This window comes from Cupriavidus sp. CER-90 (assembly GCF_057652055.1).
Map to the genome: position 1 here is coordinate 3,191,729 of NZ_JBYGYM010000002.1, position 22,966 is coordinate 3,214,694.

19 protein-coding genes are annotated in these 22,966 nt (G+C 67.5%); 12 read left to right on the plus strand and 7 right to left on the minus strand.

Annotation, left to right across the window (positions count from 1 at the left end):
- Positions 1-19: 19 nt before the first annotated feature.
- From AC24R4_RS25145 to AC24R4_RS25155, 3 genes are all read right to left on the minus strand, one after another.
- Positions 20-2,035: an alkaline phosphatase D family protein gene (locus tag AC24R4_RS25145; RefSeq protein ID WP_487523805.1), complete on the minus strand. Its 2,016-nt coding sequence runs from the start codon at positions 2,033-2,035 to the stop codon at positions 20-22.
- A 241-nt stretch (positions 2,036-2,276) separates the two neighbouring features.
- A complete protein-coding gene (locus tag AC24R4_RS25150) occupies positions 2,277-3,905 on the minus strand; it encodes a hypothetical protein (RefSeq protein ID WP_487523806.1) in 1,629 nt (542 codons plus the stop codon).
- On the minus strand, positions 3,889-4,593 hold the full coding sequence (locus AC24R4_RS25155) for a glycoside hydrolase family 25 protein (protein WP_487523807.1): 705 nt from the start codon (positions 4,591-4,593) through the stop codon (positions 3,889-3,891). Before AC24R4_RS25155 ends, AC24R4_RS25150 begins: the two co-directional genes overlap by 17 nt.
- A 503-nt stretch (positions 4,594-5,096) precedes the next feature.
- On the opposite strand from AC24R4_RS25155, the gene hpnI reads away from it, so the two are divergent.
- The 4 genes from hpnI to AC24R4_RS25175 are packed head-to-tail and all read left to right on the plus strand — an operon-like array spanning position 5,097 to position 9,529.
- Positions 5,097-6,302 carry a bacteriohopanetetrol glucosamine biosynthesis glycosyltransferase HpnI gene (gene hpnI, locus AC24R4_RS25160; RefSeq protein ID WP_487523808.1) on the plus strand — a complete coding sequence of 402 codons (1,206 nt, stop codon included), beginning with the start codon at positions 5,097-5,099 and terminating at the stop codon, positions 6,300-6,302.
- Complete coding sequence (gene hpnJ, locus AC24R4_RS25165) at positions 6,299-7,720, plus strand: hopanoid biosynthesis associated radical SAM protein HpnJ (protein ID WP_487523809.1); 1,422 nt, start codon at positions 6,299-6,301, stop codon at positions 7,718-7,720. Before hpnI ends, hpnJ begins: the two co-directional genes overlap by 4 nt.
- Positions 7,721-7,724: 4 nt before the next feature.
- On the plus strand, positions 7,725-8,546 hold the full coding sequence (hpnK, locus tag AC24R4_RS25170) for a hopanoid biosynthesis-associated protein HpnK (protein ID WP_487523810.1): 822 nt from the start codon (positions 7,725-7,727) through the stop codon (positions 8,544-8,546).
- The gene (locus tag AC24R4_RS25175; protein ID WP_487523811.1) at positions 8,543-9,529 is read left to right on the plus strand and encodes a lysylphosphatidylglycerol synthase domain-containing protein; all 987 of its coding nucleotides are present in this window, start codon (positions 8,543-8,545) and stop codon (positions 9,527-9,529) included. Before hpnK ends, AC24R4_RS25175 begins: the two co-directional genes overlap by 4 nt.
- A 64-nt stretch (positions 9,530-9,593) precedes the next feature.
- On the opposite strand, the gene AC24R4_RS25180 is transcribed toward AC24R4_RS25175, so the two are convergent.
- Together AC24R4_RS25180 and AC24R4_RS25185 are read right to left on the minus strand one after the other, a co-directional pair.
- On the minus strand, positions 9,594-10,568 hold the full coding sequence (locus AC24R4_RS25180) for an SRPBCC domain-containing protein (protein WP_487523812.1): 975 nt from the start codon (positions 10,566-10,568) through the stop codon (positions 9,594-9,596).
- Positions 10,534-10,908, minus strand: coding sequence for an ArsR/SmtB family transcription factor (locus AC24R4_RS25185; protein WP_092595571.1), 375 nt, complete (start codon positions 10,906-10,908; stop codon positions 10,534-10,536). Before AC24R4_RS25185 ends, AC24R4_RS25180 begins: the two co-directional genes overlap by 35 nt.
- Before the next feature lie 232 nt (positions 10,909-11,140).
- On the opposite strand from AC24R4_RS25185, the gene AC24R4_RS25190 reads away from it, so the two are divergent.
- The 7 genes from AC24R4_RS25190 to AC24R4_RS25220 are packed head-to-tail and all read left to right on the plus strand — an operon-like array spanning position 11,141 to position 18,510.
- Complete coding sequence (locus AC24R4_RS25190) at positions 11,141-11,821, plus strand: CDP-alcohol phosphatidyltransferase family protein (RefSeq protein ID WP_400393375.1); 681 nt, start codon at positions 11,141-11,143, stop codon at positions 11,819-11,821.
- An 8-nt stretch (positions 11,822-11,829) separates the two neighbouring features.
- A complete protein-coding gene (locus AC24R4_RS25195; protein WP_400393377.1) occupies positions 11,830-12,651 on the plus strand; it encodes a HalD/BesD family halogenase in 822 nt (273 codons plus the stop codon).
- A gap of 8 nt (positions 12,652-12,659) precedes the next feature.
- Positions 12,660-13,730 (plus strand): lysylphosphatidylglycerol synthase domain-containing protein, encoded by a 1,071-nt coding sequence (locus AC24R4_RS25200; protein ID WP_400393379.1) that lies wholly within the window; start codon positions 12,660-12,662, stop codon positions 13,728-13,730.
- Positions 13,731-13,764: 34 nt separating this feature from the next.
- A complete protein-coding gene (locus AC24R4_RS25205) occupies positions 13,765-14,520 on the plus strand; it encodes a phosphocholine cytidylyltransferase family protein (RefSeq protein ID WP_153950137.1) in 756 nt (251 codons plus the stop codon).
- The gene (aepX, locus tag AC24R4_RS25210) at positions 14,517-16,223 is read left to right on the plus strand and encodes a phosphoenolpyruvate mutase (RefSeq protein ID WP_400393381.1); all 1,707 of its coding nucleotides are present in this window, start codon (positions 14,517-14,519) and stop codon (positions 16,221-16,223) included. Before AC24R4_RS25205 ends, aepX begins: the two co-directional genes overlap by 4 nt.
- The gene (gene aepY / locus AC24R4_RS25215) at positions 16,220-17,407 is read left to right on the plus strand and encodes a phosphonopyruvate decarboxylase (RefSeq protein ID WP_400393383.1); all 1,188 of its coding nucleotides are present in this window, start codon (positions 16,220-16,222) and stop codon (positions 17,405-17,407) included. The genes aepX and aepY overlap by 4 nt, the downstream gene beginning before the upstream one ends.
- Positions 17,408-17,442: 35 nt before the next feature.
- Positions 17,443-18,510, plus strand: a complete 1,068-nt coding sequence (locus tag AC24R4_RS25220) for a 2-aminoethylphosphonate aminotransferase (protein ID WP_400393384.1) — start codon at positions 17,443-17,445, stop codon at positions 18,508-18,510.
- 115 nt (positions 18,511-18,625) lie between these two features.
- Here the strand turns inward: AC24R4_RS25220 and AC24R4_RS25225 are convergent, their stop codons facing one another.
- Positions 18,626-20,209 (minus strand): phospholipase D family protein, encoded by a 1,584-nt coding sequence (locus AC24R4_RS25225; RefSeq protein ID WP_400393386.1) that lies wholly within the window; start codon positions 20,207-20,209, stop codon positions 18,626-18,628.
- A 129-nt stretch (positions 20,210-20,338) separates the two neighbouring features.
- On the opposite strand from AC24R4_RS25225, the gene AC24R4_RS25230 reads away from it, so the two are divergent.
- Complete coding sequence (locus AC24R4_RS25230) at positions 20,339-21,427, plus strand: alkene reductase (RefSeq protein ID WP_487523813.1); 1,089 nt, start codon at positions 20,339-20,341, stop codon at positions 21,425-21,427.
- A 79-nt stretch (positions 21,428-21,506) separates the two neighbouring features.
- On the opposite strand, the gene AC24R4_RS25235 is transcribed toward AC24R4_RS25230, so the two are convergent.
- Positions 21,507-22,658, minus strand: a complete 1,152-nt coding sequence (locus tag AC24R4_RS25235) for a Rieske 2Fe-2S domain-containing protein (protein WP_400397432.1) — start codon at positions 22,656-22,658, stop codon at positions 21,507-21,509.
- Positions 22,659-22,966: the final 308 nt, after the last annotated feature.

Sequence of the window (22,966 nt, forward strand, 5' to 3'; positions counted from 1 at the left end):
CCAGCCAGCCACCCAGACGCTAGCGCACGGTTACGTCGGCCGTATTCGCCGCAACCTCCAGCACCGTGGTGCTTGCCGTCGCCGGCGACGGTGCCGTGCCCCCCGAAAGCCGCTGCATGACGTGGAATGTGCAACTGAGCTTGTCGGGCGTCAGGGTCACGACTGCGTACCCCTCCGCATTGGTGTTCACATGCCGCAGCCACGGGTTGAACGTGCGCAGCGTGCTGTCCAGCGTGTCGGTCACCGTGCCGCCCACATTGCTATAGATCAAATCGCGCAGGGCCGCGAACGCCTGGTCGTTATCGACGAGCTTGCGCACTGAATTGAGCAGCGTGTTGCTCGACAGCCCGGCAGTGACCAGATCGACCATGACGGGCGCAGGGCTGGCGGCGTCGTAGTCGTCCATCACCTGGCCGGCAAAGAACGCGTGGATGTCGCCGCTCAGCGTCACGACGTTGCGCACGTTGTGGGTTTTCAGGAACGCCATCAGGTTCTTGCGCTCGGCATTGAAGCCGTCCCACTGGTCGGCATTGAAAATCATCTTGCCCAGCAGCGAAACGGGCGGCAGGCGCGATTCGACGAATGGCTTGACGTTCGCATCGAAGGTGGCCGTGTTGATGCCCGCCTGCGACAGGACGTTGCGCAGCGCCGTATAGGCCAGGCCCGCATAGGTGCCGGCCGTTCGCGCCGCCGCAAGGTCGCCGGCCAGCGCTGTGGCCAGCGCGTTTTCGACCGAGGCCAGCGCGCCGTTGGACGATACCAGCGCCCGAGCGATCAGGGTCGATATGGCTTGCGTGATATCCACCTGCATCCGCAGCATCGCCAGCTCGTTGCCCCAGAGCTTCCAGGTGGTGTTGGCGCCGCCGACCCGGTCCTGCCACCAGGCGCGCTGGGTGTCGCCCAGCATCGACACGGGTGTCAGTGCCCCGCCAGCGGCCGAGATCTTCGCGGCTTCGGCCGAGGCCAGCTTGTCGGCCGCCACCAGGTACCGGCTGCCGACCGCACTGCCCACCGATTCCTCGGTAATGACATGGTCCGCACGGTACAGGCGTTCGTCCGTCATCATCAGCGTGGCCAGATTGCCAAACGTGAACGAGCGGTAGATCTGGATGTCCTGGAACGACGGATTGGCCGGATCGAAGCTGACATCGGCCGGCATGTATTCGAACCAGGCCTGATTGGCGGCACGCCGGCGCGCGGTACGCGGTGTGAGGTCGTCGTCGGCGGCGTAGGTCTGGCGGTCCTGCCAGCAGTTGTCGGAAAACTCGTGGTCATCCCAGATCGCGATCATCGGCGCCGCCGCGTGCAATGCCTGCAGGCGGGAATCGTTCCGATAGCTGCGGTACAGGTAGCGATAGTCGTCGAGCGTGGTGGCATAGACACTGCCATCGGGCAGGACCGTGCCGTTGGGCAACTTCAGCGCGGTGTGCCGGTTCTCGACGTTGCCGGCGCGCGAGCCGCCGGGCACCGCTTCGTAGACGTAGTCGCCCACGTGGACGATGAAGTCCAGGTCCTGCTGCGCCAGCTCTTCCATGCCGGCCCAGTGGTTGACGTTCCAGTCCTGGCAGCTCACGAAGGCAAAGTGCAGCTGCGCCAGCGCGGTGCCGGCCGGCGCCGCCGTGCGGGTGCGGCCAACGGTGCTGGCCCGGTTGCCGAGCAGGAAGCGGTAGTAGTACCGCGTACCGGCGGTCAGCCCCGTGACCTTGTTGCGGATCGTATAGTCCCATTCGGGGCGAGCCATCAGCGGCTGGTTCACAAGCAGGCTCTGCGGCGGAAAATCCGCCTGCGTGGACACCTGCAGCCGCACCACCACGGGCCGTTTGCCATTGCTGCCCTCGACGCGTGTCCACACGATCACGCTGTCTGGTCGCGGATCGCCCGAGGCCACGCCGTGGGCGAAGTTGAAGTTTTCGGGATTGCCGGTATCGGGCGGTTGTTCGTCCCCGCCTCCGCCACCGCCGCAGGCGGCAAGCCCGCCAGCGGCAACGGAAACGGTAAGAAAACCTCCCAGCTTGAGAAAATGACGACGGTCCATGACGGGTTCCTGTATGTGGGGACATGGACAGCCAGGGACGGGATGCCACGCAAGTCGCATCGGGGCTGTCTCGCGTGGCAGGTCGCATCTGGATACTAGTGCGGGGGCGTGCGATGCGCCGTCAGCAAATCGCGGACAACGGTATCGGTGAAAAGATGACTTGGGGCACGCATGGCCCAGGTAAGCCGATGCTTAAGTCCGGCCCCGGCGGCGCCCGACGCGTGCGCGCCGGGCCAGGGCATCACGGATGCGTCGACACGTCGCCGTAAAGCTGCCGCATGAATGCCCGGAACACCGGGTTCATCACGTCGTCGTGGTTTCGGATCACATCGCCGTCCACCTGGATATTCCAGACCATCGTATTGGCCCGCATGGCCCCGCCGCCCTCGGCCATCGCCAGGTAGCTGCCGCCACAGAACGTGCGCGCCCAGTCGGGCTTCAGCAGATGGTCTGGCCCCAGGTTCCGCTGGAAGAATGCGGCGGCGTTCTGCGCTTCGAGTGTCTTGTTCAGGCGCACCGCCTGGCCCAGCGCATCGCCATGCAGCGCCTTCAGTTCGGCCTCGGACTTCCATCCCGGGCACGCGTCGTCCGCCCCAGCCGGGGCGCCGGCTTGCCCGGCCCCTTCCGCCGCCGGCACCGGGCCCGGCGCGTGGGCGCGGAGCTGGTGGGTCAGGTACTGGCCGATATGGCCGGGGGTCTTCTTCATGGCCGTGCCCTGCTCCGGCGTGGTCTCGCGCTCGAACAGCGTATTGACGGAACGCCCGATCGGAAACGCGATGCCCGTCGCCCAGTCCTTGGTCGACGTCACCGACACCAGCAGCGGCGGCTGGAAGGTGGGCGGCGCGTAGCGCCTGGAAACATGGTCCAGCGCTTCGTAGCGCGACGCCTCGAAGGCGGGATTGATCAGCACGATCATGTCCGCCGGCCGCTCCGGCGGCGCCGGCTTGACGCCCGGGCGGGCCAGGTCGCGCTGGGCACTGAGCGATTCGATCAGCGGTCCCGACATGGCCGCATAGAGAATCAGCCCGCCGAAGCTATGGCCGATCATCAATGTGCGGATACGCGGACGCCGGGCGCCCTGCTCGGACGCTGCGCCGGTCTGTTCGGCCACAGGCGCCCTGACTGCCGCCGCCGCAGGCGCGGGGGGCGCCGGGGACGCGTCCGGGTCTTCGTCCGGCGGCAGCTGGTTGTAGTACGTCCGCAGCGAGCGCAGCCGGGCGAACAGTTCGCGCGCCGATCCGATCGACACGCGCCGCGCGGCCTCCTTGCGCGCCCAGAACGTCAGGCTCAGCACGGGGTCCGGTATCGCCCAGGACTTGCCGCGCCATGCCACATAGACGCCCACCACCGTTCTCGGATTGCCGCCGGGCCCCGCGCGGTCGCGCTCTTCGGCACCGGCCGCTTCCAGCAAGGCACGGAATTCCTGCACATTGGCGTCGTCGGCCTGCGCGTTGTGCTTCCAGCCGTGCACGAACACCACGATGCTCAAGTCCTTGCGCTGCGCCAGCAGCGACCGCAGCCGCGCCATCAGATGCTCGATCTGGTCCGATGGCGCGAGCGAGAGCGCGTCACCAACCGGCGGCGTCGGCGCCGCATCGGGAAACAGCCAGCCCTGGTCGTCGAACTCGACGAAATGCAGTTCGTACAGGCCCTCCACCGCTTCGGGCGAAACCTGGGCGCATAGCTCGGGCATGGGCGGCGGGGCGCCGGCCGTGCCGATGCCGGGGCGCTCGCAGCGCCGGTCCTGGCCCGGATCCACCAGATGGGTGCGATAAGCGCGGTTGGGCGCGCAGGCGCAGAGCGCCAGCAGCGCCAGGCCGCAGGCGATCCGGGCCGGCCGGGCGCCGCGCCGGCTATCCGTTCTGGTCATTCGCGCCGGGTGCCGTCTTGAAATATTCGGCAAACGGCCATGCATTCTTCAGCGTGGATTCGGTCCCGAGGTAGCAGTCGCGGTCGGTCGCGGCCATTCCGGCAAACGCATGCGGCGCCGGCCCGAGCCTGCCGTCGGTGTATTGCCAGAGCGTGAAGTGCGGCCAGGTGTCCGTAGGAATTCCGATCGGCTCGCTTCTGTACCGCGCGTACCAGAGCGGACAGTTCTTGAGGATGGGGTCGGCGCCATGGGCCTGCACGGCGTCGCGCAGCATGTTGCCGCCGTAGATCATTGGCCAGCGGCCGGTCTTGTCCCGCACCCGGGCCACGAAGTCCTGGGCCTGCGCCAGCGTCATGTCCGGCCCGCTCGAACTGGGTTCGAAATCGAGGCAGAACAACGTGGCGCTATTGTCCACGTCGGGATCGCCCGCCTGCGTGATGTCGAGAAAGTTCTTCGCCTGATCGGCTGCCGGGCGGGCGCTGGAAAAGTGGTAGGCGCCCCACAGCAGTCCGGCGGCCAGTGCTTGCTGGCGACGCTCCCGGTAGAACGGGTCCTGGAACGTAGCGCCCTCGCTTGCCTTGTGGATCACCGCCCTGACCCCTGCATTCCTGAGCTTGACGGCATCGAAGTGGTTGTCATGGTGGATATCGATGATCACATCGATCGATCCTGGCAGGGTCTCTGGCATTGCAAGCTCCCGATTCGGTGCAGTCAAGCTACGGCGCAGCCGGTGGCCCGCCACCTGGCCGGCCGTACGCGCCCGCGCACACCCGGGCCGTACGAGGCCGCGCCGACGGACGTTTGGCAAACACGCCTCGCTTGCCCGTTGGGAAGCATAGGCAACGGGTCGGGCAAACCTTCTCAGCCAGGTGGATGACTTCGTGCTGCCGATTTTTGAAGGCTGAGTTACACGCGATTTTTCTCGGGGCCCGACAACATGCCACGCCAGTGCATCGGCATGCGCCGGCGCCACTTTCGGAACGCAGTCGACAATGATTTGCATTGCCCGACGAAGGTTCGGCCGGCCACACACGAATTTGCGAGGGCTTAATGTCCTCTTAACGGTCTGGTGACACAGTGGCCTCCACAAGGCGAGGCAGGTTTATGCCAACCGCATGACGGGCAGCAGCATGTCATGGGCCCTCGCGGCAGGAACGGGTCGAGATCATCTCGCATGCGAGGGGGCAAGCCATGAGCGCCGTCTGGACAGATACCGTGGGCCGGTTGCTGGTCGAGTCCGCCACGGTGTATGCGATCGTCGCGGCAAGCCTCGGCCGGCGTCACCCCGATCCCAGCGCCCTGCCCCGGCACTACGCGCCGGTCTCGGTGCTCAAGCCGCTGTGCGGCACCGAGCCACGCCTGTACGAAAACCTGGCCGGGCTCTGCCGTCAGCAGCATCCATGTTTCCAGCTGGTCTTTGGGGTCGGTGCCGCCGACGATCCCGCCATTGGCGTCGTGCATCGGCTACAGGCCGAGTTTCGCGATTGCGATATCGCGTTGGTCGTCGATTCGCGCATCCATGGCCGGAATCCGAAGGTCAGCAACCTGATCAACCTGTACCGGGCCGCCCGCCACGATCACCTGGTGATCGCCGACAGCGACATCGCGGTGCCACCCGACTATCTGCAGCGCCTGGCCGGCCCGCTGGGCGATCCGCACGTCGGCGTGGTGACATGCCTGTATCGGGGCCGGCCCGTGCACAACCTGTGGTCGCGGCTGGGGGCCGCGTTCATTGACGACTGGTTTGCGCCATCGGTGCGCGTGGCCCATGCCGGCGGCTCGCGGCGCTTCGGATTTGGCGCGACCATCGCCTTGCGGCGCGACACGCTCAATGCCATCGGCGGCTTCCACGCCCTGGCCAACCGCCTGGCCGACGACTTCTGGCTGGCCGAGCTCACGCGCCAGTCGGGATGGCAGACCGTGCTGTCCGAAGTGGTGGTGCAGACCGACGTGGTCGAAACCAGCCTGTCCGCGCTGTGGCGCCACGAACTGCGCTGGCTGCGCACGATCCGGTCGCTGAGTGCCCCGGGCTTCTACTTCATGTTCCTGACGTTCACCTGGCCGATGCTGCTGCTGGGCTGCCTGCTGGCCCCGCTGCCGATGGTGCTGATCATCGCCATGGCCGGTGCGCTGGCCCGTTGCGCCGCGGCGGGCAGCCCCGGCAAGGCGCTGATGGCCCCGCTGCGCGACGCCCTGCTGCTGGGCGAATGGGTGGCCGCGCTGGGCCACGGGCACGTGCATTGGCGCGGCCACGTGATGGCCACCGAAGACAGCCCCGGCCTGCCCGGTACCGCCCCGGACAGCCGTCCCGGCATCGCACCCGCGGCGATACCGCATGCCCTGGGCGGCGGTCTGGCGGCGTCCGCTCATCCCCATCCACAGGATAAAACCCGATGAAAACGCTGTTCCTGCAGGCGCCCTCCTACGATGGGTTCGACGGCGGCGCCGGGTCGCGCTACCAGGCCAAGCGCGAGATCAAGTCGTTCTGGTACCCCACGTGGCTCGCGCAGCCGGCGGCGCTGGTGCCGAACAGCCGCGTGCTCGATGCCCCGGCCGACGGGCTGGGCGTGGAGCAGACGCTGAACATCGCCGTCGACTATGACCTGGTCATCATCCATACCAGCACGCCGTCGTTCCCCACCGACGCCAGGTTTGCCGAGCAGCTCAAGGCGCGGCGCCCCGGGCTGATGATCGGCATGGTCGGCGCGAAGGCCGCCGTGGACCCCGGCGGCACGCTGTCGGCCACCCCGGCCATCGACTTCGTATGCCGAGAGGAATTCGACTACACCTGCCAGGACGTGGCGGCCGGCAAGCCGCTGCACGACATCGCCGGCCTCAGCTACCGCTTGCCGGACGGATCGATCGAGCACAATGCGCCACGTCCGATGATCGAGAATATGGACGAACTGCCATTCGTTGCGCCGATCTACAAGCGTGACCTGAAGATCCGGAACTACTTTATCGGCTATCTGCTGCATCCCTATGTGTCGATCTACACCGGGCGCGGCTGCCGGTCGCGCTGTACGTTCTGCCTCTGGCCGCAGACGGTGGGCGGGCATCGGTACCGTACCCGGTCCGCGCAAAGCGTGATCGAGGAAGTCAGGTGGATCAAGGAGAACATGCCCGAGGTGCGCGAGATCATGTTCGATGACGACACGTTCACCGACTTCAGGCCGCGCGTGGAAGAGATTGCCCGGGGGCTGGGCCAGATCGGGCTGCCGTGGTCGTGCAACGCCAAGGCCAACGTGCCTTACGGCACGCTCAAGATCATGAAGGACAACGGCCTGCGGCTGCTGCTGGTGGGCTACGAGTCCGGTGACGATCAGATTCTTCTGAATATAAAGAAAGGGCTACGCACCGACATCGCACGGCGCTTTACGGACGACTGCCGCAAGCTCGGCATCCAGATCCACGGCACGTTCATCCTCGGGTTGCCCGGCGAGACGCGCGAGACCATCGAGAAGACCATCGCCTACGCCAAGGAGATCAATCCGCATACGATCCAGGTGTCGCTGGCGGCCCCGTATCCGGGCACGGCCCTGTACCGGCAGGCCGTGGACAACGGCTGGCTCGAAGACAACAAGGTGATCCATCTGGTCAACAACCAGGGCGTGCAGCTGGCCGCCATCAGCTACCCGCACCTGAGCCGCGAGGAGATCTATCACGGCGTGGAAACGTTCTACCGGCGCTTCTATTTCCGGCCGGGCAAGATCTGGGAAATCGTCAGGGAGATGATGGGCAGCTGGAGCATGACGCGGCGGCGCCTGCGCGAAGGCGTGGAGTTTTTCCGATTCCTGCATTCGCACGAGGCCTGAGGCCATGGCGCACCGCCGGATGCTGATCGTGACCGCCGACGACTTCGGCCTGCACGGGGATGTCAACGAGGCCGTGGAACGCGCGCATTGCGAGGGCATCCTCAATGCCGCAAGCCTGATGGTCGGGGCCCCGGCCACCGCCGATGCCGTGTCGCGCGCGCACCGGCTGCCCGGGCTGCGCGTGGGCCTGCACCTGGTGCTGGCCGATGGCTGGTCGACGCTGCCCTGGGAGTCGATTCCGGACCTGGTCGATATCGACGGGCGCTTTGGCGATGCCATGGTGCGCGATGGCGTGCGCTTCGCGCTGTATCCCACGTTGCGCGCGCAGCTGGCCGCCGAGATCCGCGCCCAGTTCGACGCGTTCGCGCGTACCGGCCTGCCGCTCGACCACGTGAACGCGCACAAGCACTTCCACCTGCATCCCACCGTGCTGGGGCTGATCCTGCGCATCGGGCGCGACTATGGCCTGCGCGCCATGCGGCTGCCACGCGAGGCCCGTGGCCCGCTGTTCCTGCGCCCTTGGCTGGCGTTGCTGCACCGGCGGATGGACCGCGCCGGCATTGCCCACAACGATTTCGTGCTCGGGCTGTCGTCCAGCGGGGCGATGGACGAAGCCGCGCTGCTTGCCGCGCTCGATCGGCTGCCGGACGGCGTGGTGGAGATCTATTGCCATCCGGCTGTCAGCTCGGGCGCGCGGATTGGCGCGTCGATGACCGGCTATCGGCATGCCGACGAACTGGCGGCGCTGCTGTCGCCCCGGGTGCGCGCGGCGGCAGAACGCGTGGCCCCGCGGCGCGGCGGCTTTGCCGACCTGATTGCCGCATGAGGCGCAAACGCCTGGCGCTGGCGGGCGCGCTGGCGGGCTTGCTGATCCTCACCGCCGTGGTCACCCAGGCGGGCCTGGCCGAAGTGGGCGACATCCTGCGGCGCGCCGGCTGGCCATTGCTGTGGCTCGTGCCCATCCACCTGGCCGCGTTATGGCTCGATGCGCGTGGATGGCGCACACTGCTGGCACCGGCCGATCCCGCGGCCCGGGCCGATACCAGCTTCCTGCTGTGGGTTGCCACCGTGCGCGAGGCCGTCACGCGGCTGCTGCCAAGCGCCGGCATCGGCGGCGAAATCGTCGGTATCCGCCTGGCGTGGCGCCGCGTGCCCGACGGCAGTGCCGTCACGGCCAGCGTGGTGATCGAAGTCATGGTGACGATGTTCGCGCAATACCTGTTCGCGCTGGCAGGCGTGCTGCTGCTGGTCTCGACCAACCCGCTGACCGGCCACGGCATGCTGATCGCGATCGGGCTGCTGCTGTCGCTGCCGGTCCCGGCGCTGTTCGCCTGGGCGCTGCGGCACGGCGCATGGTTCACGCGGCTGGAACGGGCGGCGCGCCGCATCCTGGGCCACGAGCACTGGCTGGCATCGCACATCGATGGCAAGCGGCTGGACGCGCAGATTCGCGCACTATGCCGGCGCGCACGCGCGCTGTTCAGCACGCTGGCATGGCAGCTGGCCGGGCTGTCCGTGGGCACGCTGGAAGTCTGGTGGGGCCTGTCACTGCTGGGCCATCCCGTGACCTTTGGCGCCGCGCTGGCCATCGAAGCCCTGACCCTGGCGGCCCGCCAGGTGGTCTTTTTCATTCCCGCCGGCCTGGGCGTGCAGGAGGCCGTGCTGGTGGTACTGGGCACCGGCCTGGGCATCGCGCCGCAGACCTCGCTGGCCCTCGCCCTGGTCAAGCGCGCACGGGAACTGGCGTTCGGCGTGCCCGCGCTGCTGTCGTGGCAGTGGGCCGAATGGCGCAGCCTGCGCAAGGCCTAGCGTTGCGCCCTGCTGCCCCATCCCGCCCCTTGCGGTTTGTCGATTGACCGGGCGTGCCGGCGTTTCAGCGCGCCGCCTGTTCCACCCATTCACCGATGGCATCGAGCAGCAGCCGCGATCCGTGCTCGCGCGAGCCCGCATCGTCATAGCCGTCCAGGAATGCGCCATGCTCGGTCAGCGTCAGTTGCGTGCCCTGCCCCACGGCCTTCAGCTCGAACACGGCCAGCGACACCGAGATCTTGCGGTCGCCCATGTGCATCTCGTAGCTGTAGACCAGCCGCTCGTCCGGAATCACGTCGAAATAGACCGCGTCGAACGTGGACACCAGGCCGTTTTCCCATTTGCCCTGCAGATGCTCGCGGCCGCCGGGCCGCACGTCCATGGCGCGCGACACGGTCTGGTAGCCCTGCCCGCCGCGGAACCACTCGGCCTTGGCCCCCGGATCGGTGAGCGCGCGGAACACGAGCGCCGGCGGGGCATCGAACGTGCGCGAAATCGAGAAGGTGCCGTGGGCCACCGAGCGCGGCGGCGCTTCGGCGACGATACGGGCCACTTCCTGCTCCAGACGGTCCAGCGTCTGCTTCCAGCCGGCCTCGGCGCCACGGGTGAAGTCGCCGGCCGACGGATCGAGCAAGGTGTAGTCCTGCGTCACGCTCATCTCGGTGCCGCCGCAGACGGTGTCGAATCCGACTGTCGTCAGGGCATTGAACAGCGGCTTGCCATCGACGGTGACCACGGTCATGTCGATCACCAGCCGCGCGTGCGGCATGACCTCGACAAAGCGGCCCCGGATCCAGTGCTCGAATTCGCCGCCCTGCGAGCGCATGCATAGGTCGAACTTGCCGCCCGGATGGAACTCGACCTCGCAGGCCGGCACGGTGAAGCCCTGGGGGCAAAACCAGTGCTTCAGGTGATCGGCCGTGCTCCAGGCCTTGAAAACAAGGTCGCGCGGGGCGTTGAAGGCGCGCGATACGGTCAGCCGGTGCTGGGCGTGCTGCGGCGTATCAGTCTTCGTTGCGGTTGCGGTCGCGGGTGCCATCGGATGCTGCCTCCTTTTTCATGGTTTCCAGGTATTCGCCCAGGCGGTCGAAATGGCCTTCCCATTCGGCGCGGCGGGCGCTGATCCACTGCTCTGCCTCGCTCAGCGCATTGGGCGCCATGCGGCAGGTGCGTACCCGACCGACCTTCTCGGTACTGACCAGCCCGGCCTGTTCCAGCACCGAAAGGTGCTGCATCACCGCCGGCAACGACATCGCCAGCGGCTTGGCCAGGTCCGAGACCGACAGCGGTCCGCGTGCCAGTTGCACGAGCATCGTGCGCCGCGTGGTGTCGGCCAGGGCCTGGAACGTGGCGTCGAGAGGATCGGAATAGTTAAGCATGTCCTTTAGTATAGAGACTTCCGATAGTTAAGCAAGGACTTTAGTGATCGGTTTCACGCGGGCGGCGGTGCGCCCGGTGCGGGTCATGGCGCCACCTTGACCGCCCCTGCTGCACGGGTGCGGGAAAGGGCGTATTCTCGTGAACTTGTCTTTCGGGCGTCGTAGGCGTAGTGTTCCGCATCGCCTGGCGCGCCGAAGTGCCGGAGCCGCCCCTCCAGATCAGTTTTGACGGATGAACCAGAAATCCCCTAAATACCCGGATGAACCGCCCTTGCCGTCCACCTGGGATGCCCGCCTTGCCCGCCATTTGGTGCGGCCCCTCAAGAACACCCGTGTCTCCCCGAACCACCTGACCACGCTGCGGCTGCTGATCGGCGTCGCCGGCATCGCCTGCATTGCGCAGGGTGGCTACGCGTGGAGCAACTGGGGCGCGCTGCTTGTCGTCATTTCCAACTTCGTCGATCACACCGACGGCGAGTTGGCCCGGATTAGCGGCAAATCGAGCAAGATCGGTCACTTTTACGACCTGGCCAGCGATGCGCTGATTACAGTGCTGCTGTTTGTCAGCTTTGGCATGGCCGTGGCCAATACGACCGCGCCCGGCGGCACGTCCGAAGTTTTCGGGCCGGTGCTGCGCGGCACGATCGCGGGCCTTGCCGTGGCGCTGATCTTCTTCCTGCGCATGCGTATAGAATCGCGGGTTGGCAAAAGTGGCACCCGGCAGGCATCGGCGGGCGGATTCGAGACCGAAGACGTGCTGTACCTGCTGCCGCTGGTGACGCTGACGGATGGTATCGGTCCCTTCCTGACCGCCGCCTCGATCGGCGCCCCGCTTTTTGCCCTGTTGGTCATCATCGATTACTGGCGAGTCATGCGGCGCCCCCAGCCAGTCGCAACCTCCACCGAACACTGAGGCAGCCCATGCCAGAGCAAGTTACCGGCGACATCGCCATCGCCCCGCAGTTGGCGCGCGAAGCCGAACCCGTGGCCGGACGTCCGGCCACGCGCCGCCCGGACGCCGCCGTGGCCGGCGTGGTGTCGCAACTGGACACCCCCGCCCTGCGCCAGGACTTCGACCGCCAGGGCGCGTTCCTGTACCTGGACAAGTTCCTGGGCCCGGACGAGACCGCCCAGCTGGTGGCGCTGGCCCGCGCGCTGCAGTCCGGCCTGAACCGCAACTACCTGCCCGGCCACAAGCAGGGCGGCAGCGTCAGCCGCCACACCATCGACGAAAAGGCCCCGTTCATTGCCGAGCTGTATCGTTCGAAGGCGCTGATCGGCTGGCTGGAAGCCGTGACCGGCGACAAGCTCCAGGTCTGCCCGGAAACCGATCCGCACGCCTACGCGCTCTATTACTACACGCGCCAGGGCGACCACATCGGCTGGCACTACGACACGTCCTATTACGACGGCCGCCGCTACACGCTGCTGATCGGCGTGCTGGACGAATCGACCTGCCGGCTCGACTACGAACTGCACACGCGCAACCCCGACATCGCGGACGAACCGGGCTCGGTGCAGATTCCGCCGGGCGGCATCGTGCTGTTCGACGGCGACAAACTGCGCCATCGCATCACGCCGGCCGGCCCGAACGAGATCCGCGTGTCGCTGACCTTCGAATATGTGACCGATCCGGGCATGCGCCCGTGGCTGCGCTTCATCTCGAACATGAAGGACGCCGTGGCGTACTTCGGGTTCCGCCAGGTGTTCCGGCGCCTGCTGGGCGGGAAGTCAGCGAGGTAGTTGGCAGCGTGAATCGTGCAGCTTTCATTTTTCTGTCGGTAGGCGCGGCGCTGTTCGTGGGGCTGCTGGCCTGGCAGGGCTTTGGCGCGGTGACCACCACGCTGATGTCGGCCGGCTGGGGCCTGGCCGTGGTGGCGGCGTTCCATCTGGTGCCGCTGGCGCTCGATGCCGGCGCCATTGCCGTGCTGATGGACCGCAAGACCCGCCACGGGTCGTTCTGCAGCGCGCTCAAGGCGCGCTGGACCGGCGAATCGGTCAACAGCCTGTTGCCGGCCGGCCAGATCGGCGGGCCGGTGCTGATGGTGCGCTACCTGTCGCAGCGCGGCGCGCGCATGCGCGACGCGGCGGCCGCCATCACCGTCAGCACCACGACCCAGGCGCTGTCGCAGATGCTGTTCGCGCTGCTGGGCATTGCCGTGTTCGGCGCCAACGGCGACATGTCCGAGTACCGGACCCCGATCATCGCCGTGACCGTGGTGCTGGGCGCCTGCGTGCTGGCGTTCTGCGTGCTGCAGCGGCGCGGGATGTTCGGCCGCATGATGCGCATCGGGCAGAAACTGTTCGGCAAGCGCGCCGATGCGACGCAAGCCGCAGCCAACGACGGCAGCGACGGGGGCGACGGCAGCGACGCCAGGCCGGGCCGCTGGGCCGGGCTGGCCCTGCGTGCCGACGCCGTGGACAGTGCGATTCGGGAACTGTATCGCGACCGCAAGAAGGTTGCGGCCAGCTTCGGGCTTAACCTGCTGGGCTGGATCGCCGGTACCGGCGAGGTCTGGCTGATTCTTTATTTCCTGGGGCATCCGGTGGACTGGCACGAGGCGTTGCTGCTCGAAAGCGTGGGCCAGGCCATCCGGGGTGCCGCGTTTGCCATTCCGGGGTCGCTCGGTGCGCAGGAAGGCGGCTACCTGCTGCTGGCGCCGCTGGTGGGCCTGCCGCCCGACGCCGCGCTGGCGCTGTCGCTGGCCAAGCGCGTGCGCGAGCTGGTGCTCGGCATTCCCGGACTGGTGTACCTGCATTTCAGCGAACGGAAGTTCCAGCGCCGTCGCGCCGCGCACGCCCTGGCGGCGGATCGGGGCTAGCGCGGCCACATTCATTTCTCATGAGAACAACGTGATGCGAGCAATCATTCTTGCCGCGGGCCTTGGCCTGCGACTTCAGCAACAGCCGGGCAAGCAGTTCCCGAAATGCCTGTTGCGCTTTGACGGGCTCACGCTGCTCGAACGTCACCTGCGCCTGCTCGACGCGGCCGGCGTGACCGAAGTGGTGCTGGCGCTCGGCTTCGAGCCGGACCAGGTCAAGGAAGAGCTGGCCCGTATCGGCCGCGACCTCGAAATCGTGATCAACACGCGCTACGACCTGGGCAGCGTGCTGACCGTGCATACCGTGGCCGACGCCATGACGCGCGGCGGCGACGTGCTGCTGATGGACGCCGACGTGCTTTACGACGAGCGCATCATGGCCAAGCTGGTGGCCGGCGACACCGTGAACCGCCTGCTGATCGACCGCGACTTCGAAGCCGGCGACGAACCCGTGAAGCTGTGCCTGAAGGACGGCGTGCCCGTGGAACTGCGCAAGCAGCTCATGGCCGACCTGCAGTACGACACCATCGGCGAGTCGGTGGGCTTCTTCCGCTTCAAGGAAGACTGCGCACGCCGCCTGGCCGAGATCGTCAAGGGTTATGTCGACTCGGGCCGCGCCAACATGCCGCACGAGGAAGCCGTGCGCGACCTGCTGCTAGAACAGTCCCACGTATTCGACACTGCCGACGTGACCGGCGCCCCGTGGATCGAAATCGATTTTCCCGGCGACGTCTCGCGCGCAGCCGTTGAAGTCCTGCCCCAACTTCTGCCTGTAGGAATCGCCCAATGAACGCCATCGACCCGAACCTGCTCGCCAACTCCGGTACTTCGGTGCCCGTGTCGCGCGCCGCGCGACTGCGCCAGATGCTGCTCTCGAACGAGCTCGAATTCATCATGGAAGCCCATAACGGCCTGTCCGCACGCATCGTGCGCGAGGCCGGCTTCAAGGGCATCTGGGCGTCCGGCCTGGCCATTTCGGCCCAGTTCGGCGTGCGCGACAACAACGAGGCCAGCTGGACCCAGGTGGTGGACAACCTGGAGTTCATGGCCGACGCCAGCGACCTGCCCATCCTGCTGGATGGCGACACCGGCTACGGCAACTTCAACAATGTGCGCCGCCTGGTACGCAAGCTGGAGCAGCGCGGCATTGCCGGCGTCTGCATCGAGGACAAGATCTTCCCGAAGACCAACAGCTTCATCGGCGGCGAGCAGCAGCCGCTGGCCGATATCGACGAGTTCTGCGGCAAGATCAAGGCCGGCAAGGATTCGCAGGCCGACGACAACTTCTCGATCGTGGCCCGCGTGGAAGCCCTGATCGCGGGCTGGGGCATGGAGGAGGCGCTGCGCCGCGCCGAGGCCTACCGCCAGGCTGGCGCGGACGCCATCCTGATCCACAGCAAGCTGTCGAAGGCCGACGAGATCGTGACGTTCGCCCGCGAATGGGGCAACCGCGCCCCGCTGGTGATCGTGCCGACCAAGTACTACAGCACGCCGACCGACGTGTTCCGCAAGGCTGGCATCAGCCTGATCATCTGGGCCAACCACCTGATCCGCGTGGCCGCATCGGGCATGCAGGCCGTGGCGAAGGACATCTACGAGAACCAGACGCTGGTCAATGTGGAAGACCGCATCGCCACCGTCAACGAGATCTTCCGTCTGCAGGATGCCGACGAATACTCGGCCGCCGAGAAGATCTACCTGACCGGCGGCCAGGTCCCGGGCTCGGCCGTGGTGCTGGCCGCAGGCCGTGGCAAGGGCCTGGAGGCGCTGACCGAGGACAAGCCCAAGGTCATGCTGCCGGTGGCCGGCAAGCCGCTGCTGCGCTGGCTGGTGGACGGCTTCAAGAACCAGGGCATCAACGACATCACGGTGGTGGGCGGCTACAAGGCCGAGGCCATCGACGCGGCCGGCATCAACCTGGTGCGCAACGACCGCTATGCCGAAACCGGCGAGCTGGCGTCGCTGGCGGCCGCCGCCGACACGCTGCAGAACGACACCGTGATCGCCTACGGCGACCTGCTGTTCCGCAGCTACATCCTGCGCGACCTGGTGGACACCGATGCGCCGTTCAGCGTGGTGATCGATTCGTCGGAATCGGCGCCGTCCAACCAGAGCGTGCGTGACTTTGCCTGGTGCTCGGCATCGGACGACCGCGACCTGTTCGGCCAGAAGGTGCTGCTCAAGAAGATCTCGGACGACGTGCCGGCCGGCGACGCCCCGCACGGCCGCTGGATCGGCCTGATGAACGTGCGTGGCGAAGGCCGCGCGCGCCTGCAGACGCTGCTGGGCGAACTGCGCCAGCGCCCGGACTTCGACAAGCTCGACCTGCCCGACCTGCTCAACGCGCTGGTCGCCGCCGGCGAACAGGTGGAGGTCAAGTACGTGCACGGCCACTGGCGTGGCGTGAACGACCTGGAAGACTTCCGCCGCGCCGGCGATTTCGCGCACGGCCAGACGCCGTTCGCGGTGGGCAACGGCGAGGCCGCTCAATGATCGAGGCGGTCCAGTTCGTGGAAGCCGCGCGCGAGCGCGGCTTCGCATGGTATGCGGGCGTGCCCTGCTCGTACCTGACGCCGTTCATCAACTACGTGGTGCAGGACCCGTCGCTGCACTACGTGTCGGCCGCCAACGAGGGCGATGCCGTGGCATTTATCGCTGGGGTGACGCAGGGGGCGCGCGATGGCGTGCGCGGCATCACGATGATGCAGAACTCGGGCCTCGGCAACGCGGTGAGCCCTCTGACGTCGCTGACCTGGACGTTCCGGCTGCCGCAGCTGCTGATCGTCACGTGGCGCGGCCAGCCCGGCGGCGCGGCGGACGAACCGCAGCACGCGCTGATGGGTCCGGTAACGCCGCAGATGCTCGATACGATGGACATCCCATGGGAGCTGTTCCCCACCGAGCCGCAGGCCGTGGGCCCGGCGCTGGATCGGGCCATCGCCCATATGGACGCCACGGGCCGCCCGTACGCGCTGATCATGCAGAAGGGCAGCGTCGCGCCCTACCCGCTCAAGTCGCAGAAGGGGCCGATCGCACGTGACAGGGCGCTGCCGGAAGTGTCCCGCACCGGCGGGGCCACGCTGCCGAGCCGCACGGATGCGCTGCAGCGTGTGATTGCCCATACGCCGGTCGATTCGACCGTGGTACTGGCATCGACCGGCTTTTGCGGCCGCGAGCTTTACGCGCTGGACGACCGGCCGAACCAGCTCTACATGGTGGGATCGATGGGCTGCCTGACGCCGTTCGCGCTCGGCCTGGCCCTCGCACGCCCGGACCTGAAGGTGGTGGCGGTCGATGGCGACGGCGCCGCGCTGATGCGCATGGGCGTGTTTGCCACGCTGGGCGCCTATGGCCCGGCCAACCTGACGCACGTGCTGCTGGACAACAACGCCCACGATTCCACGGGCGGACAGGCCACGGTGTCGCACAACGTGTCGTTTGCCGGCGTGGCGGCGGCGTGTGGCTACGCGTCGGCCATCGAGGGCGACAACCTGGCCATGCTGGACGCCGTGCTGGCCCGTGCGGCCACGGCCACGGCGGGCCCGAACTTCGTGTGCCTGCAGACGCGCCCCGGCTCGCCGGACGACCTGCCGCGCCCGTCGGTGACGCCCGTGCAGGTGTCCACGCGCCTGGGCCGCCAGATTGGCGCCGACCAGGGCAACACCAGCCACGCCTGATCCCACGCCTGACTCCAACCCGCTTGAGAGAACACATGCTGCTTCTGAATCCCGGCCCGGTCACGCTGTCCGAACGCGTCCGCAAGAGCCTGCTGCAAACAGACCTGTGCCACCGTGAAAGCGAGTTCTTCGACCTGCAGGACGAAGCGCGCCGACGGCTGCTGGACATCTACGGGCTCGACCCGGCCACCTGGACGGCGGTGCTGATGACCGGTTCCGGCACGGCGGCGCTCGAAAGCATGATCGCCGGGCTGGTCCCCGCGCAAGGCAAGCTGCTGATCGTGCAGAACGGCGTCTATGGCGAGCGCATCGCGCAGATCGCCACGCAGTACCAGATCCCGCACATGGTGGTGAAGCACGAGTGGATGGAAGCCCCGGACCTGGCCCGCATCGACGCGGCGCTGGCGGCTGACAAGGCCATCACCCACCTGGCCGTGATCCATCATGAGACCACCACCGGCCGCCTGAACGACCTGCCGGCCATCGACGCGCTGTGCCAGGCGCGCGGGGTGCGCCTGCTGGGCGATACGGTGAGCAGCTTCGGCGCCGAGCCGATCGACTTCAGCGGCAATATCGACGCCGTGGCAGCCACCGCCAACAAGTGCCTGCACGGCGTGCCCGGCGCGGCCTTCGTGATCGTGCGACGCGCGGCGCTGGCCCATGCGGTGAGCCGCACCTACTACCTCGATATCGCCCGGTACGCGAAGCAGCAGGACCAGCGCAACACGCCGTTCACGCCGTCCGTCCATGCGTTCTATGCGCTGGTGGAGGCCCTGCGCGAGCACGGCGACGAAGGCGGCTGGCAAGCGCGCCACCAACGCTACGCCGCGCTGGCCGAGGAAGTGCGCAGCGGGCTGGCGGCGCTGGGCATCGAGGCCTTGTGGCCGGCAGCGCAGTCGTCGGTGGTGCTGCGCGCGTACAAGCTGCCGCAAGGCGTCACGTACGAGCAACTGCACGACGGCCTCAAGGCGCGCGGCTTCGTCATCTATGCCGGCCAGGGCGGCCTGTCTTCGCAACTGTTCCGGATCTCGACCATGGGCGCGCTGACGGCGGCCGACATGCACCGGCTGATCGCCGGCTTCCGCGAACTGCTGCATCGTTGATGCCGATGGGCGCCATCGGCGCGCGGGCTGAATAGCCGCTATCGCGGCTTGACCGGCTTGCTCTCCGCCCGCCCGCTCCCCTGCATGGGAGCGGGGCGACCACCGCGTCAAACGTTCAAAGCTGCTCTTCCACCGGCAGCAGCCGCAGCACGCCCTGCTTGAACTTGTCCCACCCGTTCATATCCGGTTCGCTGGTGTAGGTGCGCACCACCCCGCCCTCGCGCGTCACCCACTGCAGCGATTCTCCGTCGTCGCTCAGCACGACCTGGTACGCCGCGTCCAGCAGCGCATCGTCAACGCCCTGGGCCAGCATGTCGCACAGTTCCTTGCTGTCGACGACGATGCCCATCTCCGTGTTCAGCCGGGCCGAGCGCGGGTCCAGGTTCAGCGAGCCGATAAACAGTTCGTGGCGGTCGACCATATAGGTCTTGGCGTGCAGACTGGCGCGGCTGCTTCCGCCCGGGCCCCGGTGACGCTTCTGCCTGGCCATTTCGGCATAGGCGGTCGGTTTCAGCTCGTACAGGATGACGCCGGCCTTGAGCAGCGCCTTGCGCCTGGGCGCATAGCCGGCATGGACCGCGGACACATCGGTGGCGCCGTAGGAATTGGTCAGGATGCGCACCTGCACGCCGCGCTTCTGCATGTCGGTCAGCCAGGTCATGGCCGCGTCCGGCGGCACGAAGTACGGCGAGATCAGCGTCAGGTCGTGCTGCGCGCCTTCCAGGAATTTCACCAGCTTCGGAATCGCGTGGGTCGAGTCGTCCTCGGGCGGCAGCAGCACCTTGGCCGCGCGGTCGGCAATCACGGTGGCCTGGCCCCAGTACTCGGGCAGCTTGTTGTCGCGCAGCAGCTGCACGATGCCGGTTTCCAGCAGAGACTGCCCGTAGGGTGTGGCCCGCATGTTCACGGCGTGCTCGTCCAGATAGGTGCGCAGCTTCTGCTGCTGGGTGGCCGCCTCGTCGCCGCTGGGCGGCGTGGCCATCGCCGATAGCGGATACACGGCCTCGCTGTTCCAGAAGTCGTCGAACACGGCCGACACCTCGGGCACCACCGGCCCGGCGGCCAGCAGGTCGAGATCGGTGAAATCGGTGTCGGCCGCGCCATAGTACTGGTCGCCGATATTGCGCCCGCCCACGATGGTCAGCTGGTTGTCGGCCGTCAGCGACTTGTTGTGCATGCGGCGGTTGATGCGCCGGAAGTCGGTCACATACTCGAACAGCCGCACATTGCGGCTGGCGAACGGGTTGAATACCCGCACTTCGACGTTGGGATGGGCATCCACGGCCGACAGCGCGTGGTCCTGCCGGGCCAGGTGGATATCGTCCAGCAGCACCCGCACCCGCACGCCCCGGTCGGCGGCGGCCATGATCTCGGCCAGCAGCGTCAGGCCGGTGTTGTCGGCATCGAAAATGTAGTACTGGACGTCGAGGCTGCGCTGCGCGGTGCGCGCCAGGGCGATCCGCATCGCCAGGGCATCGGTGCCGGACAGCAGCGGATAGAAGGCCGACTGGCCCGGATGCTGAGCCAGCCTGGGGGCCATGCCGCGCGCCAGCATGGTGTCGCTGGTGTCCTGCAGTGCCATCTCGGGTGCCAGCGGCGGTCGTTGCGGCAACCCGGCGCAGGCGCCCATCAGTAGCGCCAGCATCACCATCAGCGGCCGGCTCACCTGCCTGAGCGCCGCGTGCGTGACATGCATCATGCCCCCTCCCGTGATTGTTCCAGCGTGAACAACGGACATGTACGGAAACAACGATAGCGATCTTACCGCGCGCTGCTATGCTTTCGATACTTTCATTTTGAAAGCCTTATAGCCCAGCCGCATAAGCTTATGACTACCCTTTTCGATCCGCTCCAGATTGGTGACCTGCACCTGCCCAACCGTATCGTGATGGCGCCGCTGACGCGTCTGCGCGCCGCCGACCCGGTACATGTTCCCAACGCGCTGATGGCCGAGTACTACGCCCAGCGCGCCAGCGCCGGCCTGCTGATTTCCGAAGGCGTGCCCGTGTCGCCCGATGGCGTGGGCTACCCGAACGTGCCGGGCCTGTGGTCCGACGAGCAGGTTGCCGGCTGGAAACAGGTGACCGATGCCGTACACCGTGCCGGCGGCCGCATCGTGGCCCAGCTGTGGCACGTCGGCCGCATTTCGGACCCGAGCCTGCTCGATGGCCGCACGCCGGTGGCGCCCAGCGCCATCGCGGCCGGCGGCAACGTCAGCCTGTTGCGTCCGCAGCGTCCGTTCGTGGTGCCGCGCGCGCTGACCGTGGCGGAGATCGCCGATGTCGTGGCCGATTTCGGGCGGGCCGCGGCCAATGCCAAGGCGGCCGGCTTTGACGGCGTGACGATCCATGCCGCCAACGGCTACCTGCTGGACCAGTTCCTGCAAGACGGCAGCAATGTCCGCACCGATGCCTATGGCGGATCGGTCGAAAACCGCGCCCGCATCCTGCTGGAAGTGGCGGACGCCGTGACGGCGGTCTGGAGCCCCAGCCGCGTGGGCGTGCACCTGGCCCCGCGTTCGCCGAGCCATTCGATGAGCGAGACCCAGCCGGCGCAAACGTTCGGCTACGTGGCCCAGGCGCTGGGCCAGCGTGGGCTGGGCTTCCTGTTCGTGCGCGAAACGCAGGGGGAAGGTGCGCTGCTGCCGCAGATCAAACGGGCGTTTGGCGGCGCGATCATCGCCAATGACGGGTTCGACCACGATGCCGCCCAGGCGGTGCTGGCAAGCGGCGACGCCGACGCGGTGGCATTTGGCCGCGCCTATATCGCCAACCCGGATCTGGTGGATCGGCTGAAGCAACGTGCCGCGCTGAACGCGGTGGACCCCGCCACGCTGTATGGCAGCGCGGGCGAGCCGGCCCAGGGCTACACCGACTATCCGACGCTATCCCAGGACGTCCAGGCCGTCCAGGCCTGAATTTGGCCGGGTGTCCCGGACGCCCGGGGCATGCCGGCCGGCCCGGGGCATCCCGGGCGCCCGGAACACGCGGCTCGGCTCAGCCCGGCCCGGCCGGTACGGGGTGGATGGGGATCACCGTGCGCGCGCCGCACTGGCGCAGCAGATCGCGCAGTTCCTTGATGACCGGGAACACCTCGTGGTTCCAGTCCTCGCCCTGGCGGTCATGGGCCGCCTGCTCCATCTCCACGATCTCGCGGTCTTCCTTGAAGATCCGCTCGGTGAACCACACCAGCAGCGGCCACGCGGCATCCAGCAGCAGCGGAATACCGGGCCGGCGGATCGACAGCATGCCGAACGTGCGATTGGTGCGCTGCGCGGCGTCCAGCGGCACGTAGACGATCCACAGGTCCATGACCAGCGTGCCGGACCCCGAACGGATCTGCAGCGTCTGATACGGATAGCCGGTGCGCACCGTCATCACGTCCTTGTTGTTCTGGCCGCCGTCCTTGCCGAAGACCAGCGCCTCGCCCACGGGCTGCTTGCCGCCCTCGCGCTCGAACACATAGTCCACCTCGACAAAGTCGTCGCCACGGCGCCGGCCCAGCGAGCGCGCCCGCATCATGCCCATCTGCTTGCGGTGCAGGAACTGATGGTTCATGTCCATCAGGTTCTCGTGCATAAACGAATAGTGGCAGTTGACCGCGCGGCCCAGGCGGCGCGTCTTGTACTTGGGGTCCGACACCGACGCGAACTCCGGCAGCGGTTTCTGCTCGGCCAGCCCCGGATCGCCCGGAAACACGAAGATCAGCCCGGCCCGCTCCTGGCACGGGTACGCGCGCACGCCGTTGGGCAGGCGTTCCTTGCCCAGGTACGGCACGTCGATGCAGCGGCCGGTGCAGTCGTAGGTCCAGCCGTGGTAGCAGCAGCGGATCGACTCGCCGTCCACCACGCCGGCATGCAGCGGCACCTGACGGTGCGCGCAGCGGTCTTCCAGCGCGAACACCTTGCCGGTGGCCGTGCGCACCAGCACGATGGGGTCGCCGGCGAATGTCACGCCATGGGCGCGGCCCGCCTTGACCTCGCGCGACCAGGCCAGCGGATACCAGAAATCGGGATGGATGGGGACACGGCGCAGGTCGCGCGGCGGCGCTTCGGGCAACGCGGGGGGGACGGCCGACGCGGCGCCGGCTGCGGCCGGGTCGGAGCCGTGATCGGGGGTACGGCGGTCTAGCGCAGACTCTGCATACATGCGGGACGTCTCCTTGGGTCCAGGCACTCGATCTCCGGCGCCTGCCATGGCGCGGCGGGAGACATCGGGGCAGGAATTTTTCGAGTCTAACCCAACGGCGGCGTCCGGTCTGTCAGCTTTTATCCGACTGGCGGCCCACGCGCGCCAGCCGTTCGACGGCCCGGTCGGCACCGGCGCGCGTCCCCCGTCTGGAGGGTGAGAAGCATTCGGTCCACGCTCCAGACGGCTGATTTGCAACACATTTGCGGCGTCTTCGAGCGAACGGCCTGTCTCGGGTTATCCTTTCAGACGATCAAACCAGAGACATG

Coding starts and splice junctions, on each gene's coding strand:
- aepY (WP_400393383.1), top strand. CDS start 16,220: ATGATCGAGGCGGTCCAGTTCGTGGAAGCCGCGCGCGAGCGCGGCTTC.
- AC24R4_RS25150 (WP_487523806.1), bottom strand. CDS start 3,905: ATGACCAGAACGGATAGCCGGCGCGGCGCCCGGCCGGCCCGGATCGCC.
- AC24R4_RS25155 (WP_487523807.1), bottom strand. CDS start 4,593: ATGCCAGAGACCCTGCCAGGATCGATCGATGTGATCATCGATATCCAC.
- hpnI (WP_487523808.1), top strand. CDS start 5,097: ATGAGCGCCGTCTGGACAGATACCGTGGGCCGGTTGCTGGTCGAGTCC.
- hpnK (WP_487523810.1), top strand. CDS start 7,725: ATGGCGCACCGCCGGATGCTGATCGTGACCGCCGACGACTTCGGCCTG.
- aepX (WP_400393381.1), top strand. CDS start 14,517: ATGAACGCCATCGACCCGAACCTGCTCGCCAACTCCGGTACTTCGGTG.
- AC24R4_RS25205 (WP_153950137.1), top strand. CDS start 13,765: ATGCGAGCAATCATTCTTGCCGCGGGCCTTGGCCTGCGACTTCAGCAA.
- AC24R4_RS25195 (WP_400393377.1), top strand. CDS start 11,830: ATGCCAGAGCAAGTTACCGGCGACATCGCCATCGCCCCGCAGTTGGCG.
- AC24R4_RS25180 (WP_487523812.1), bottom strand. CDS start 10,568: ATGGCACCCGCGACCGCAACCGCAACGAAGACTGATACGCCGCAGCAC.
- AC24R4_RS25220 (WP_400393384.1), top strand. CDS start 17,443: ATGCTGCTTCTGAATCCCGGCCCGGTCACGCTGTCCGAACGCGTCCGC.
- hpnJ (WP_487523809.1), top strand. CDS start 6,299: ATGAAAACGCTGTTCCTGCAGGCGCCCTCCTACGATGGGTTCGACGGC.
- AC24R4_RS25235 (WP_400397432.1), bottom strand. CDS start 22,658: ATGTATGCAGAGTCTGCGCTAGACCGCCGTACCCCCGATCACGGCTCC.
- AC24R4_RS25185 (WP_092595571.1), bottom strand. CDS start 10,908: ATGCTTAACTATTCCGATCCTCTCGACGCCACGTTCCAGGCCCTGGCC.
- AC24R4_RS25145 (WP_487523805.1), bottom strand. CDS start 2,035: ATGGACCGTCGTCATTTTCTCAAGCTGGGAGGTTTTCTTACCGTTTCC.
- AC24R4_RS25175 (WP_487523811.1), top strand. CDS start 8,543: ATGAGGCGCAAACGCCTGGCGCTGGCGGGCGCGCTGGCGGGCTTGCTG.
- AC24R4_RS25225 (WP_400393386.1), bottom strand. CDS start 20,209: ATGATGCATGTCACGCACGCGGCGCTCAGGCAGGTGAGCCGGCCGCTG.
- AC24R4_RS25190 (WP_400393375.1), top strand. CDS start 11,141: ATGAACCAGAAATCCCCTAAATACCCGGATGAACCGCCCTTGCCGTCC.
- AC24R4_RS25230 (WP_487523813.1), top strand. CDS start 20,339: ATGACTACCCTTTTCGATCCGCTCCAGATTGGTGACCTGCACCTGCCC.